This window comes from Streptomyces sp. NPDC111606, from assembly GCF_055656945.1.
In genome coordinates, this window is the sequence record NZ_JBVKBY010000001.1 from 777,651 (window position 1) to 791,640 (window position 13,990).

The following is a 13,990-nucleotide window of genomic DNA, read 5'->3' on the forward strand; positions in this document are numbered from 1 at the left end:
CGGGTTCTGTTGTTCGGCGGGTGCGGGTCCGATGTGGCTGGTCGCGCAGTTCCCCGCGCCCCTGGGAGCGTTGCAGGTCCCGGCGCCATGCGGCCTGGCTCGTTACTCCCTGCCCGCGGACGTGAAGGACATGTCCGCGTAGCGGTTGCCGGAGACCTTCGCCGCGATCGGCTCCAGCAGGGACAGCTCCTCCTCGCTCAGCACGATCCTCGTCGCCGCCGCGTTCTCCTCCACCCTGGCCGGCTTGCGGGTGCCCGGGATCGGGACGATCGGCAGGCCGTGGACGGAGGCTCGCTGCTGCACCCAGGCCAGCGCGATCTGGCCGAGGGTGGCGCCGTGGGCCTCGGCGACCGTGCGGATCGGGTCCAGGAGGGCGGTGTTGGCCGCAGCGTTCTCGCCGGTGTAGCGGGGCTGTTGGCGGCGGAAGTCACCGGCCGTCAGGTCCTCGGCCTTGGCGAACGAGCCGGTGAGGAAGCCGCGGCCCAGCGGCGAGTACGGGACCAGGGTCACGCCCAGGTCGCGGGCTGCCGGGACCACGTGCGTCTCGATGTCCCGGCTGAACAGGGACCACTCCGACTGCACGGCCGCGATCGGGTGGATGGCGTGGGCGTCCCGCAGTTCGGCCGCCGTCACCTCGCTCAGGCCCAGGTGCTTGACCTTGCCCTCGCGGACCAGCTCCGCCATGACGGCGACGGTCTCCTCCAGAGGGACGTTCACGTCGCGGCGGTGCATGTAGTAGAGGTCGATCGCCTCGACGTCGAGGCGCTTCAGGCTCGCCTCGACGCACTGGCGGATGTAGGGCGTGTCGTTGCGGATGATCCGCTTCGTCGGGTCGTCCGGGTGGATCGCCAGGCCGAACTTGGTGGCGACGACGACCTCGTCGCGGTGCGCCCGGAAGAACGGGGAGAGGAACGTCTCGTTCTCGCCCGCGCCGTACGCGTCCGCGGTGTCGAACAGCGTGACGCCCAGCTCCAGGGCGCGCTCCAGGGTCGCCCTGGACTCGCCCGCGTCGGAGGGGCCGTACCCGAAGTTCATGCCCATGCACCCGAGGCCCTGGACCCCGACCTCGGGGCCGTGCTCGCCGAGTCGTGCGGTCGCGATCCTGCTGTGCGTCATCCGGCCTTCTCCGCTTTCTCCTGCTTGTACTTGTCCTGCTCGTACAGACGGCCCGCGTCCGCGTAGAAGCTGATCTTCCGGTCGAGCACGGCCAGCGTGTCCTGGAGCTCGGCGATCCGGGCGAGGACGTCGCTGCGGGTGGTCTCCAGCAGCTCGAAGCGCTCGCCGAACGTGTGGTCGCCCTCGCGCACCAGCTCGGCGTACCGGACCATGTCGGCGACCGGCATGCCGGTCAGCCGCAGCTTGCCGACGAGGTCGAGCCAGTCCAGGTCGCGGTTGCTGTAGCGGCGCTGGCCGGTGTGCGAGCGGTCGATGTGCGGCATGAGGCCGATCCGCTCGTACCAGCGCAGGGTGTGGGCCGTCAGGCCGGTGAAGGCGACGACCTCGCTGATCGTGTAACTGTCCTGGCCCGCCGGCCGCCGGTGCGGATGTGGCGGGGCGGCACAGCTGTCGGTCCTGGTACTCGTGGTCTCCATCACCGTCATGCGTTCCACGCTATGGCCTTGGAGTGCGCTCCAAGCAAGCGGAAACGGTAAGAAAACCGCGGGACATGGCGTGATCGCCGTGGTTAGCGTGCGGGGCATGAGTCTCGTACGCCGTGCCCTGCCCGAGGACGCCGCCGAAGTGCTGCGGCTGCGTCAGGTGATGATCGACTCGCTGGCCCAGGGGGCCGGTTCGACGGAGTGGCACCGGGAGTCGCTGCCGACGCTGCGGGCCAGGCTCGCGGAGCCCCGGAGCGACTTCGCGGCGTTCGTCGTCGATCACCCCGAGCGGCCGGGGACGCTCGCCGCGCTGGTGGCGGGGACGCTGGAGTACCGGATCGGGCGGGCCGGCCATCCGCACGGGATGATCGGGTACGTCTTCAGCGTCGCGACCGACCCGGACGCCCGGCGCCGCGGGTACGCGCGCGCGTGCATGGAAGAACTGCTGGCCTGGTGCCGCGGGCGGGGTGCCAGTCACGTCATGCTCACCGCGTCCCCCGACGCCGAGCCGATGTACGCGGCGCTCGGCTTCACCCGGGACACGGACCCCTCGATGCGGCTGTACCTGTGAGCGGCCAGGCCCTGTCGCCGCATTCCCGTCGTCCGCCCGAAGGGCGGGCCCGGCGGCGAGCGTGTGTGCCGGACGCCGCCGGACAGGCGGGTGACGACAGGGCCTAGGCTCACAGGCATGTCGCTGAGCAGCCTCGCACTGATCGAGAACTGGCCCGTTCCCTCCGCCGCGACGGGTGTCGTACGGGCGGACGGCACGGTCCTGGGTACGCACGGTCCCGTCGCGCACCGCTTCCCGCTGGCCTCGGTCACCAAGCCGCTGGCCGCCTACGCGGTCCTCGTCGCGTACGAGGAGGGCGCCGTCGAGCTCGACGAGCCGGCCGGGCCGCAGGGCTCGACGGTGCGGCATCTGCTCGCGCACACCTCGGGGCTGGCCTTCGACGAGCACCGGGTGACGGCCCCGCCCGGGGAGCGGCGGCTGTACTCGAACGCCGGGTTCGAGCAGCTCGGGGACCATGTGGCCAAGGCGACGGACATCCCGTTCGCGGAGTATCTGCGGCAGGCGGTGCTGGAGCCGCTGGGCATGACGGGTACGTCGCTGGAGGGGTCCCCGGCGAAGGACGGGGTGTCGACGGTCGAGGATCTGCTGCGGTTCGCGGCGGAGGTGCAGGCGCCGCGGCTGCTGGACCCGCGCACCGTCGCCGCTGCGATGACCGTGCAGTACCCGGGGACGAAGGGTGTGCTGCCGGGGTACGGGCACCAGAGCCCCAACGACTGGGGGCTCGGCTTCGAGATCCGCGACGGCAAGTCGCCGCACTGGACGGGCTCGGCGTCCTCGCCGCGCACCTTCGGGCACTTCGGGCAGTCGGGCACGTTCCTGTGGATCGACCCGGACGCCGGGGCGGCCTGCGTGGCGCTGACGGACCGGGCGTTCGGGCCGTGGGCGGTCGAGGCGTGGCCGCCGTTCACGGACGCGGTGCTGGCCGAGGTCGGGCGTTAAGGCGCGGTCACCTGTCCCGGGGCGACCCGGGCTCCGGCAGGGCGCCCAGTTTCTCACCGGCCCCCTCGGTGTCGATGTGCGGCAGGATCTTGTCCAGCCAGCGGGGCGTCCACCAGGCGTGCTTGCCCAGCAGCGTCATCACGGCGGGCACCATCAGCAGCCGCACCACCGTCGCGTCGATGAGCACACTGACGGCGAGCCCGAGCCCCAGCATCTTGACCACGATGTTGTCGCTGATGATGAAGGCCGCGAACACGCTCACCATGATCAGCGCCGCGCAGGTGATGACGCGCGCGGTGATCTCAAGGGCATGGGCGACCGAGTCCTTGGCGTTCCCAGTGCGCAGCCAGGCCTCGTGCACCCGGGAGAGCAGGAAGATCTCGTAGTCCATGCTGAGCCCGAAGATGATGGCGAACATCATCATCGGCACATAACTCTCGATGGGCACCTTGCCGTGCACCCCCAGCGCGGGCCCGCCCCAGCCCCACTGGAAGACGGCGACGACGACGCCGTATGAGGCGCCGATCGACAGGACGTTGAGGACGGCCGCCTTCACGGCGACGAGCAGGCCGCGGAAGACCGCGAGGATGATCAGGAAGGCGAGGCCCACCACGACGAGGATGATCAGCGGCAGGCGCTGCGCGATGATGTCGCGGAAGTCGACCTGGACGGCCGTGGTCCCGGTGACATAGCCCTTGGCGTCGGTGCCGGAGACGGCGTCGGGGAGCGTGTGGTCGTACAGGCTGTTGACGAGGTTGGTGGTGTCCTTGTTCTGGGGGGACACCGACGAGTAGACCGTGCCGACCAGGACGTCGCCGTCCTGCGTCGGCATCAGCGGGCTGACGAAGGACGTCCCGGACACGTCGTTCAGGGCCTGCTGGGTCTTCGAGGCCAGCTCGGAGCGCTGTGACTCCGGTACGTTCGTCTGGTCGACGACGACGGTGAGCGGCCCGTTGGAGCCGGCCCCGAACGCGTCGGTCATCAGGTCGAAGGCCCGCCGGTCGGTGAAGGACGTGGGGTCGGCGCCGTCGCCGATGTGGCCGAGCTGGATCGAGAAGACGGGGATGGCCAGCACCGCGACGGTGACCACGCCGGCCGACAGGTACCGCCACGGATGGTGCTCCACGCGCTTGGCGTAGCGGTGCCAGGTGCCCTCGGAGATGTCGCCCCCGGGCTCGGTCTCGGCGATGGGCCTGCGCACGTGCCAGCGGTCGACGTTGCGCCCGACCATCCCCAGCAGGGCCGGGACGAGGGTCAGCGCGCCCAGGACGGCGGAGACGACCGTGACGGCCGCGGCGACGCCGAGCAGGCCGATGAAGCTCACACCGGACACCCACAGGCCCATCAGGGCGACGATCACCGTGGTGCCGGAGACCAGCACCGCACGTCCCGAGGTCGCGGTGGCGTGGCCGGCGGCGTGCACCGGATCGGCGCCGTCCATGAGGTTCTGCCGGTGCCTGGTGAGCAGGAAGAGGGCGTAGTCGATGCCGACGCCGAGGCCGATCATCGTGGCCAGGGTGGGCGAGACCGTGGCGAAGGTGAACGCGATCGCGAGCAGCCCGAGACAGGCCAGCCCGCCGACCACCGCGATCAGGGCGGAGATCAGCGGCAGGAAGGCGGCGAGCACGCTGCCGAAGCCGATCAGCAGGACGACGATGGCCACCGCGAAGCCGATCGCCTCACTGATCCGGTCGTTGCCGGCGGGCCTCGCCAGCTCGCCGAGCGATCCGCCGTACTCGACGTCGACGCCGGCCTGTCGGAGCGGCTCGACGGCGTCGTCGACCCCGTCGAGGTAGCTCTCGCCGAGGAGGGAAGGCTGCTCGTTGAAGCGGATGGTGATGTAACCGGTCTGTCCGTCCGAGGACAGCGGGCCGACCTTCGAGGAGGTGGCCTCCAGCGGGTTCTGCACGGACAGCACGTGCGGCAGCTTCTGGAGGTCGGCGACGGTGGTCGACATCTGCGAGCTGACCGAGGTCAGCGGCTTGTCGGCGTCGTGCATGACGATCTGGCTGCTGTAGCCGCCGGCCTGCGGATCATGCTCCTTGAGGACGTCCAGGCCCTCCTCGGACTGCACGCCGGACAGGGCGAAGTTGTTCTCGTACTCCCCGCCGTGGATGTGGTTGAGGGCCTGGAGCACCCCCAGGGCCACGACCCAGGCGACGATCACGATCACGAAGTGATGGGCGCACCACTCACCGAGCCGTCGCAGTCCCCCGCTTCGGGTCCTGTCCTGTTCCCCTGCTGCTCTGCCTTTGGCCATGTGCCCCGGCTCTTCTCTGCCGAGCGAGTGTCCGACCCCCTCATTTGAAGCCCCAGGGATCACTCCGGCATCTCGAGCCCCACTCCTACTGGGCCATTGGGGCCATCTCCCAGACCAGCAGCTCCGCCGCACTCACGGCGACCGCCTCCACGTCCTTGCCGTCCGTGATGCGCACCGCGTCGCCGGCGCCCAGCTCCTCGCCGTCCAGGCGTACGTCGCCGCGCACGACATGCACGTACAGGAACGCCCCGTCCGGCACCGCCGTCCGCTCCCCCACCCCCAGCCGCCGCACATGGAGCATCGCGCCCGCCTCCGGGACGGCGTACGGCGTCGAGTCCGCGATGCCGTGGACGATCTCGTACGCCGGGTCGCCGCCCGGCGACAGCGGGGCCAGCCAGGTCTGGATGAAGGTGAGGGGCATGTCGCCGTCGTTGCGTTCCACGTGCCGCACGCCGCCCGCCGAGCTGAGCCGCTGGACGTCCCCGTGGCCGACCCGGGTCTCGTGGCCCGTGGAGTCGCGGTGGGTCAGTTCGCCCTCGACGACCCACGTGACGATCTCGGTGTGGCTGTGGGGGTGCTCGTCGAACCCGGCTCCGGGGGCGAGCCGCTCCTCGTTGCAGGCGATCAGCGCGCCGAAGCGGAGGTTGTCGGGGTCGTAGTGCGGGCCGAAGGAGAAGGCGTGGCGTGACTCGATGCCCGCTGCCGGATCCCCTCCCTGATAGCGCTCCGCGGCGCGCCGTACGTCCATCACGGGCACCACCGTAGACCCCCGCGCCGGCTCGACCGGGACTCACCGGGCATCTCACCCACCACCCCTCTGGCACGCACTCGCGTCCCGATAAGGCAGTCTTGTCCCCGTGCCCGAACCCGTAGCCCGTAAGTCCGAACCCGCCGCGCACGACGTCCACCAGCACGCCGCGACCCTGAAGCGGCTCGAGAAGTCCTCCGGTTCGCTCGCCGCGCAGGCCATCGCGCGGATGGACGAGACGCTGCCGTGGTACCGGGCCATGCCCCCGGAGAACCGTTCCTGGATCGGCCTCGTCGCCCAGGCCGGTATCGCCGCCTTCACCGAGTGGTTCCGGCATCCCGACGCGCCCCAGGCGATCTCCACCGACGTCTTCGGGACCGCCCCGCGCGAGCTGACCCGCGCGATCACCCTGCGCCAGACCGTCGAGATGGTGCGCACGACCATCGAGGTCATGGAGTCGGCCATCGACGAGGTCGCCGCTCCCGGCGACGAGAGCGTGCTGCGGGAGGCGCTGCTCGTCTACGCCCGTGAGATCGCCTTCGCCACCGCCCAGGTCTACGCCCAGGCCGCCGAGGCACGCGGTGCCTGGGACGCGCGCCTGGAGTCGCTCGTCGTGAACGCCGTGCTCAGCGGCGAGGCCGACGAGGGGGCCGTGTCCCGGGCCGCCGCGCTCGGCTGGAACTCGCCCGAGCATGTGTGCGTGGTGCTCGGGACGGCGCCCGACGGGGACAGCGAGCTGACGGTCGAGGCCATCCGGCGGGCCGCCCGGCACGCCAAGCTCCAGGTGCTGACCGGGGTGCTCGGGGACCGGCTGGTGGTGATCGCGGGCGGCAGCGACAGCCCGCTGGCGGTCGCCAAGTCACTGATCGGGCCGTATGCCGCAGGTCCCGTGGTCGCGGGGCCCGTCGTACCCGATCTGCTGGCCGCCACGCGGTCCGCGCAGGCCGCTGCGGCCGGGCTGAAGGCGTGTACCGCCTGGCAGGACGCCCCGCGGCCGGTACTGGCGGACGATCTGCTTCCGGAGCGTGCCATCGCGGGCGATCCCAGTGCGCGCGAGCAGTTGGTGGAGGAGATCTACAGACCGCTGGAGGAGGCCGGGTCGGCCCTTCTGGAGACGCTCTCGGTCTATCTCGAGCAGGCGAGCAGTCTGGAGGGCGCCGCGCGGATGCTGTTCGTGCATCCCAACACCGTGCGCTACCGGCTTCGACGTGTGACTGACGTCACCGGCTGGTCGCCGTCCGATGTACGCTCCGCGTTCACTTTGCGGATCGCGCTGATCCTGGGGCGTCTGGTCGACGGCGATCTCCAGCTCTAGGCTTTTGTCGGGGGCCCACAAAACCCCCTCGTGTTCTTCGTCCTTGTCCCCACGGGCGGCCGTGCCCGTCCCCAAGAGAGAGTGTGAGAGTGCTCGTACTCGTCGCTCCCGGCCAGGGCGCCCAGACGCCCGGCTTCCTGACCCCCTGGCTCGAACTCCCCGGTGTCCGCGGTGCCCTCGAGGCATGGTCCGACGCCGTGCAGCTCGACCTCGTCCGCTACAGCACCGAGGGCGACGCGGAGGAGATCCGCGACACCGCGGTCGCCCAGCCGCTGCTGGTGGCGGCCGGGCTGGCCTCCGCGTACATGCTCTTCGACGATCCCGCCGAGCTGCCCCGGAAGGTCGGTGCGATCGCCGGGCACAGCGTCGGCGAGCTGACCGCCGCCGCGCTCGCCGGGGTGCTCCCCGACGAGGAGACCGTCCGGCTCGTCCGCGCCCGTGGCCTGGCCATGGCCGAGGCCGCCGCGATCACCGAGACCGGCATGTCGGCGCTGCTCGGCGGCGACCCCGAGGTCAGCGTCGCCCACCTGGAGAAGCTGGGCCTGACCCCCGCGAACATCAACGGCGCCGGCCAGATCGTGGCCGCCGGCACCATGGAGCAGCTCGCCGCGCTGAACGAGGACAAGCCCGAGGGCGTGCGCAAGGTCGTGCCTCTGAAGGTGGCCGGTGCCTTCCACACGCACCACATGGGCCCCGCCGTGGAGAAGCTGGCCGCGGCCGCCAAGGAGCTCGTGCCCGGCGACCCGCGGCTCACCTACGTGTCCAACAAGGACGGCAAGGCGGTCGCCACCGGCGCCGAGGTGCTGGAGCGTCTCGTCGGGCAGGTCGCCAACCCGGTCCGCTGGGACCTGTGCATGGAGACCTTCAAGGAGCTCGGCGTCACGGCCCTGATCGAGGTGTGCCCGGGCGGCACGCTGACCGGTCTGGCCAAGCGCGCGCTGCCGGGTGTGCAGACCCTGGCCCTCAAGACCCCCGACGACCTGGACGCTGCTCGCGAGCTCATCGCAGAGCACGCCTGACAAGGAGCCCCGAGCATGGCGAAGCTGAAGCCCAGCAAGGGCGCCCCGTTTGCGCGCATCCTCGGCGTCGGCGGGTACCGTCCGACCCGGGTCGTGCCCAACGAGGTGATCCTGGAGAAGATCGACTCGTCCGACGAGTGGATCCGTTCGCGCTCCGGCATCGAGACGCGGCACTGGGCGAACGACGAGGAGACCGTCGCCGCGATGTCGATCGAGGCGTCCGGCAAGGCGATCGCCGACGCCGGGATCACCGCCGAGCAGATCGGCGGCGTCATCGTCTCGACCGTGTCGAACTTCCGGCAGACCCCGGCCGTCGCCACCGAGATCGCCGACAAGCTGGGTACGAACAAGGCCGCCGCCTTCGACATCTCGGCCGGCTGCGCGGGCTTCGGCTACGGCCTGACCCTCGCCAAGGGCATGATCGTCGAGGGTTCGGCCGAGTACGTCCTCGTCATCGGCGTGGAGCGGCTGAGCGACCTCACCGACCTGGAGGACCGCGCGACGGCCTTCCTGTTCGGCGACGGCGCCGGCGCGGTCGTGGTCGGTCCCGCCCAGGAGCCGCACATCGGCCCGACCGTGTGGGGCTCGGAGGGCGACAAGTCCGAGACGATCAAGCAGACGGTGCCGTGGGACCAGTTCCGGATCGGCGATGTCTCCAAGCTTCCGCTGGACAGCGAGGGCAACGTCAAGTTCCCCGCGATCACGCAGGAGGGCCAGGCGGTCTTCCGCTGGGCCGTGTTCGAGATGGCGAAGGTCGCCCAGCAGGCGCTGGACGCGGCCGGAATCAGCCCGGACGACCTGGACGTCTTCATCCCGCACCAGGCCAACGAGCGGATCATCGACTCGATGGTGAAGACACTGAAGCTGCCGGAGCACGTCACGGTCGCCCGCGACGTGCGCACCACCGGCAACACCTCGGCCGCCTCGATTCCGCTCGCGATGGAGCGGCTCCTGGCGACCGGCGAGGCGAAGAGCGGCGACACCGCACTAGTCATCGGATTCGGGGCGGGTCTCGTTTACGCCGCCACGGTCGTTACTCTCCCCTAGGCACTCCGTGCCGGATCATGCGAACCGGCACGGGAAAACGCACCACCTGCCGCTGCCGCGGCGGGCGCGCCAAACCCTCTGAAGAACCTGAACAACAACGAAGGAGCGCCAAGATGGCCGCCACTCAGGAAGAGATCGTCGCCGGTCTCGCCGACATCGTGAACGAGATCGCCGGCATCCCGGTTGAGGACGTCCAGCTGGACAAGTCCTTCACCGACGACCTGGACGTCGACTCGCTGTCCATGGTCGAGGTCGTCGTCGCCGCCGAAGAGCGCTTCGACGTGAAGATCCCGGACGAGGACGTCAAGAACCTCAAGACCGTGGGCGACGCGACCGACTACATCCTCAAGCACCAGGGCTGATCACTGATCAGGCCCCTGGGCTGACTGCCCCGCCACCCGGCGGTGGCGCCGCTGAATCCTCGTATCCGTTGGAGAAAGAATTCCCGTGAGCTCGACCAATCGCACCGTGGTCGTCACCGGTATCGGCGCAACCACACCGCTGGGTGGCGACGCAGCCTCTACCTGGGAGGGCCTGATCGCCGGACGTTCCGGTGTCAAGCCCCTGGAGCAGGACTGGGCCGCCGACCAGGCGGTCCGTATCGCCGCGCCGGTCGCCGTGGAGCCGACCGAGGTCATCCCGCGGCCGCAGGCCCGCCGACTGGACCGCTCGGCGCAGTTCGCGCTGATCGCGGCTCAGGAGGCCTGGAAGGACGCCGGCTTCGAGGCGAAGGCCGGGGAGGACAGCACTGTCGACCCGGACCGCCTCGGCGCGGTCATCGCCTCCGGCATCGGCGGCGTGACGACCCTGCTCGACCAGTACGACGTGCTCAAGGAGAAGGGCGTCCGCCGCGTCTCCCCGCACACCGTCCCCATGCTGATGCCGAACAGCCCCTCGGCGAACGTGGGTCTGGCCGTGGGCGCCCGGGCGGGCGTGCACACGCCGGTCTCCGCGTGCGCTTCGGGCGCCGAGGCCATCGGCTACGCCATCGAGATGATCCGCACGGGCCGCGCCGACATCGTCGTCGCGGGCGGCACGGAGGCGGCGATCCACCCGCTGCCGATCGCCGCGTTCGGCAACATGATGGCGATGTCCAAGAACAACGAGAACCCGCAGGGTGCGTCGCGTCCCTACGACGTCGGCCGCGACGGCTTCGTCCTCGGTGAGGGCGCCGGCGTGATCGTCCTGGAGTCCGCCGAGCACGCGGCCAAGCGCGGTGCCCGCGTGTACGCCGAGGCGGTCGGACAGGGCATCTCCGCCGACGCCCACGACATCGTGCAGCCCGAGCCCGAGGGCCGCGGCATCTCGCACGCGCTGCAGAACCTGCTGGACCGCAACGACCTGGACCCGGCGGAGATCGTGCACGTCAACGCGCACGCGACGTCGACGCCGGCCGGTGACATCGCCGAGCTCAAGGCGCTGCGGAAGGTGTTCGGCGACGACGCCGACCACATGGCGGTGTCCGCGACGAAGTCGATGACCGGGCACCTGCTGGGTGGCGCCGGTGGCGTCGAGACGGTGGCGACGGTGCTCGCGCTGTACCACCGGGTCGCTCCGCCGACCATCAACGTCGAGAACCTCGACCCGGAGGCCGAGGCGAACGCCGACGTCGTCCGCGGTGAGGCGCGCAAGCTGCCCGTCGAGGGCCGGATCGCCGCGCTGAACGACTCGTTCGGCTTCGGCGGCCACAATGTGGTGCTGGCGTTCAGGACGGTCTGAGCAGCGCCCATACGTACGTGAAGGGGCCCCACCTCTCGAGGTGGGGCCCCTTCACGTGTCCAAGTGTCAGACGACCTGGTGCAGCCAGCGCACCGGCGCTCCCTCACCGGCGTACCGGAACGGCTCCAACTCGTCGTCCCACGGCTTCCCGAGCAGCTTGGCGATCTCTGCCTCCAGGTCGGTCTCGCCGTGCTGGGAGCGGGTCAGAGCGGCACGCAGGCGGTCCTCCGGGATGAGGATGTCGCCGTGAATGCCGGTGACCGCGTGGAAGATGCCCAGGTCGGGGGTGCAGCTGTAGCGCTCGCCCTCGGCGGTGGGGCAGGGCTCGGCCGTGACCTCGAAGCGCAGGAGGTGCCAGCCGCGCAGGGCGGAGGCCAGCTTGGAGGCGGTGCCCGCCTCGGCCTGCCAGGAGAACTCCGAGCGCCAGGTGCCGGGCGCGGCCGGCTGCCGGATCCAGTCGAGGTTGACGCGCGTGCCGAGCACCCCGGCGACGGCCCACTCGACATGCGGGCACAGCGCGCGCGGCGCGGAGTGCACGTACAGAACTCCACGTGTCGTCACCGGGACCTCCGGGCAGAGCGGACATCTTGCGAACTGGCGGACGATAGTGGCCGGGCAGCCACGTTGATGGCGAGGCTACCGTGCGGCGGCGCAAGGAGTGTGACGTACCGTCGGTCCAGGTGCCGGGAAACGCCCGCCATTCACCCGGCAGGACGCTTGTACGGGTGTGAGCCGTTGCATGAGACGGGCGGGAACCCTCGTGCGTTGTTATTGGTTGTGAACCATGACAGGGCCGAGTGAGGGGATGGACGGGGTATGCGGAAGCGACGGCACCTCTCGCGCGCTGTCCTCGCCGCCGTGGCCGCGACCGTCCTGGGCGTGTCCGGTTGTGACGCCGTCGGCGGCAACTCGCCGGAGCCGTCCGGCAGCGATGCGCGCAGCGCCCGGCCGAAGCCGACACCGACCTGGGACCGCAGCCCCGCGTCGATCGCGGCCGTGGGCGACTCCATCACGACCGGTTTCGACGCCTGTTCGGTCCTGTCGGACTGCCCCGAGGTCTCCTGGGCCACCGGCAGCAGCCCCCGCGTCGACAGTCTCGCCGTACGGCTGCTGGGCAAGGGGAAGGCGGCGGAGCGGAGCTGGAACTACGCGGTGACCGGGGCGCGGATGGCCGACGTGGCCGGGCAGATGGCGCAGGCGGTGACGCGCAGGCCGGAGTTGGTGGCGGTGATGGCGGGGGCGAACGACGCCTGCCGGGACACCACCGACGCCATGACGTCGGTGGCCGACTTCCGGACGCAGTTCGAGGACGCGATGGGCACACTGCGCGAGGCACTGCCGAAGGCTCAGGTCTATGTCGCGAGCGTGCCGAATCTGATGCGCCTGTGGGAGCAGGGCCGTACGAGCCCGATGGGCAAGCAGGTGTGGAAGCTCGGCATCTGCCCGTCGATGCTGGGCGACGCCGACTCCCTCACCGCGGCGGCCAATCAGCGGCGCGCGACGGTGCAGGAGCGGGTCGAGGCGTACAACGACGTGCTGGAGCAGGTCTGCGCGAAGGACCGCCGGTGCCGGTTCGACGACGGCGCGGTGTACGAGTTCCGCTTCGGCGGCAGGCAGCTGAGCCAGTGGGACTGGTTCCATCCGAGTGTGAACGGTCAGGCACGGCTTGCCGAGATCGCCTACCGGACGGTCACGAACTAGTGTTCCGCTCATGAGCGAACACTTCGGCACACTTTCCGACGGCCGGCCGGTCCACCGCTGGACGTTGGAGCGCGCGGGCCTGCGGGTACGGGTGCTGTCGTACGGCGGGATCGTGCAGTCGCTGGAGGTGCCGGACCGCGAGGGGCACGCGGCGGGCGTGGTGCTGGGGTTCGCCGACCTGGATGGTTATCTGTCCCACCCGGGGCCTTATCTGGGCGCCCTGATCGGGCGGTACGCCAACCGGATCGCGGACGGCCGCTTTCCGCTGGACGGCCTGACGTACGCGCTCGACCCCAACGACCCGCCCAACTCCCTGCACGGCGGCGAACGCGGTTTCGACAAGCGGGTGTGGGAGGTGACGCCGGTCGAGCACGGTGTGCGCCTGAGCCGGGTCAGCCCGCATGGCGAGGAGGGATTCCCGGGGCGGCTGGAGGTCTCGGCGACCTACACGCTGTCGTCGGACCGGGCGCTGCGGATCGCGTACGAGGCGGTGACGGACGAGCCGACCGTGGTGAACCTGACCAACCACAGCTACTTCAACCTCGCCGGGGCGGGTTCGGGCAACGCGAGCGGCCATGAACTGCGGCTCGCCGCCTCCCGGTACACCCCGGTCGACGCGGACCTGATCCCGACGGGATCCCTGGACGAGGTCGCCGGTACCCGCTTCGACTTCCGTCAGGCGCGGAAGGCCGGCGCCGGGTACGACCACAACTTCGTGCTGGACAAGGGGGTGACGGGCGCCGCGGAGGAGGTCGCCGAGCTGTACGACCCGACGACCGGGCGGCTGCTTACGGTGGCGACCACCGAGCCCGGGCTCCAGCTGTACACGGCCGAGCACCTGGCCGAGCCCTTCGCCCCGGGCGACGGCATCGCGCTGGAGACCCAGCACTTCCCCGACTCCCCGAACCGGCCGGACTTCCCGAGCACGGTACTGCGACCGGGCGAGGTGTTCCGGTCGGAGACGGTGTACGCCTTCTCGGTCCGTTAGCGGGAGTGCGGGCCCCGGCCTGCTCGGGGACAAGCCCCGGCCCGGGCGTCAGGACCCGGACCGGGGCTGTTCCTGGGGCACTTCT

The 13,990-nt window shown here is 70.7% G+C and carries 14 protein-coding genes and 1 pseudogene; 9 read left to right on the forward strand and 6 right to left on the reverse strand.

Features of this window, described 5'->3' with window-relative positions; all coding sequences use genetic code 11:
* Window positions 1–102: 102 nt before the first annotated feature.
* Both ACZ7M7_RS03610 and ACZ7M7_RS03615 read right to left on the reverse strand, forming a co-directional pair.
* Complete coding sequence (locus ACZ7M7_RS03610) at window positions 103–1,116, reverse strand: aldo/keto reductase (protein WP_472112417.1); 1,014 nt, start codon at window positions 1,114–1,116, stop codon at window positions 103–105.
* Window positions 1,113–1,601, reverse strand: coding sequence for a MerR family transcriptional regulator (locus ACZ7M7_RS03615; RefSeq protein ID WP_472112420.1), 489 nt, complete (start codon window positions 1,599–1,601; stop codon window positions 1,113–1,115). The genes ACZ7M7_RS03610 and ACZ7M7_RS03615 overlap by 4 nt, the downstream gene beginning before the upstream one ends.
* A gap of 97 nt (window positions 1,602–1,698) precedes the next feature.
* Between ACZ7M7_RS03615 and ACZ7M7_RS03620 the strand changes: the two genes are divergently transcribed.
* Together ACZ7M7_RS03620 and ACZ7M7_RS03625 are read left to right on the forward strand one after the other, a co-directional pair.
* Window positions 1,699–2,169: a GNAT family N-acetyltransferase gene (locus ACZ7M7_RS03620; RefSeq protein ID WP_383624298.1), complete on the forward strand. Its 471-nt coding sequence runs from the start codon at window positions 1,699–1,701 to the stop codon at window positions 2,167–2,169.
* Window positions 2,170–2,286: 117 nt separating this feature from the next.
* On the forward strand, window positions 2,287–3,108 hold the full coding sequence (locus ACZ7M7_RS03625) for a serine hydrolase domain-containing protein (RefSeq protein WP_472112423.1): 822 nt from the start codon (window positions 2,287–2,289) through the stop codon (window positions 3,106–3,108).
* Window positions 3,109–3,115: 7 nt separating this feature from the next.
* Here the strand turns inward: ACZ7M7_RS03625 and ACZ7M7_RS03630 are convergent, their stop codons facing one another.
* From ACZ7M7_RS03630 to ACZ7M7_RS03640, 3 genes and pseudogenes are all read right to left on the reverse strand, one after another.
* Window positions 3,116–4,090, reverse strand: a complete 975-nt coding sequence (locus ACZ7M7_RS03630) for an MMPL family transporter (RefSeq protein ID WP_472113890.1) — start codon at window positions 4,088–4,090, stop codon at window positions 3,116–3,118.
* 141 nt (window positions 4,091–4,231) lie between these two features.
* A pseudogene (locus ACZ7M7_RS03635) lies at window positions 4,232–5,368 on the reverse strand (MMPL family transporter); the annotation flags it as partial.
* 85 nt (window positions 5,369–5,453) lie between these two features.
* Window positions 5,454–6,116: a pirin family protein gene (locus ACZ7M7_RS03640; protein WP_472113894.1), complete on the reverse strand. Its 663-nt coding sequence runs from the start codon at window positions 6,114–6,116 to the stop codon at window positions 5,454–5,456.
* 109 nt (window positions 6,117–6,225) lie between these two features.
* On the opposite strand from ACZ7M7_RS03640, the gene fasR reads away from it, so the two are divergent.
* From fasR to fabF, 5 genes are all read left to right on the forward strand, one after another.
* Window positions 6,226–7,431 carry a fatty acid biosynthesis transcriptional regulator FasR gene (fasR, locus tag ACZ7M7_RS03645; protein ID WP_383595755.1) on the forward strand — a complete coding sequence of 402 codons (1,206 nt, stop codon included), beginning with the start codon at window positions 6,226–6,228 and terminating at the stop codon, window positions 7,429–7,431.
* 89 nt (window positions 7,432–7,520) lie between these two features.
* Complete coding sequence (locus ACZ7M7_RS03650; RefSeq protein ID WP_472112427.1) at window positions 7,521–8,450, forward strand: ACP S-malonyltransferase; 930 nt, start codon at window positions 7,521–7,523, stop codon at window positions 8,448–8,450.
* A 15-nt stretch (window positions 8,451–8,465) separates the two neighbouring features.
* A complete protein-coding gene (locus ACZ7M7_RS03655) occupies window positions 8,466–9,497 on the forward strand; it encodes a ketoacyl-ACP synthase III (protein ID WP_383595752.1) in 1,032 nt (343 codons plus the stop codon).
* Between the two features lie 113 nt (window positions 9,498–9,610).
* Window positions 9,611–9,859 carry an acyl carrier protein gene (locus tag ACZ7M7_RS03660; RefSeq protein WP_004001566.1) on the forward strand — a complete coding sequence of 83 codons (249 nt, stop codon included), beginning with the start codon at window positions 9,611–9,613 and terminating at the stop codon, window positions 9,857–9,859.
* Window positions 9,860–9,944: 85 nt separating this feature from the next.
* Window positions 9,945–11,216, forward strand: a complete 1,272-nt coding sequence (gene fabF, locus ACZ7M7_RS03665; protein WP_383595749.1) for a beta-ketoacyl-ACP synthase II — start codon at window positions 9,945–9,947, stop codon at window positions 11,214–11,216.
* 66 nt (window positions 11,217–11,282) lie between these two features.
* Here fabF and ACZ7M7_RS03670 read toward each other — a convergent pair whose 3' ends face one another.
* Complete coding sequence (locus ACZ7M7_RS03670; protein WP_328881941.1) at window positions 11,283–11,777, reverse strand: DUF3145 domain-containing protein; 495 nt, start codon at window positions 11,775–11,777, stop codon at window positions 11,283–11,285.
* 255 nt (window positions 11,778–12,032) lie between these two features.
* Here ACZ7M7_RS03670 and ACZ7M7_RS03675 point away from each other — a divergent pair, with 255 nt between their 5' ends.
* Both ACZ7M7_RS03675 and ACZ7M7_RS03680 read left to right on the forward strand, forming a co-directional pair.
* Window positions 12,033–12,917: an SGNH/GDSL hydrolase family protein gene (locus ACZ7M7_RS03675; protein ID WP_472112431.1), complete on the forward strand. Its 885-nt coding sequence runs from the start codon at window positions 12,033–12,035 to the stop codon at window positions 12,915–12,917.
* A 10-nt stretch (window positions 12,918–12,927) separates the two neighbouring features.
* Window positions 12,928–13,905, forward strand: a complete 978-nt coding sequence (locus ACZ7M7_RS03680) for an aldose epimerase family protein (protein ID WP_472112435.1) — start codon at window positions 12,928–12,930, stop codon at window positions 13,903–13,905.
* Window positions 13,906–13,990 lie beyond the last annotated feature (85 nt).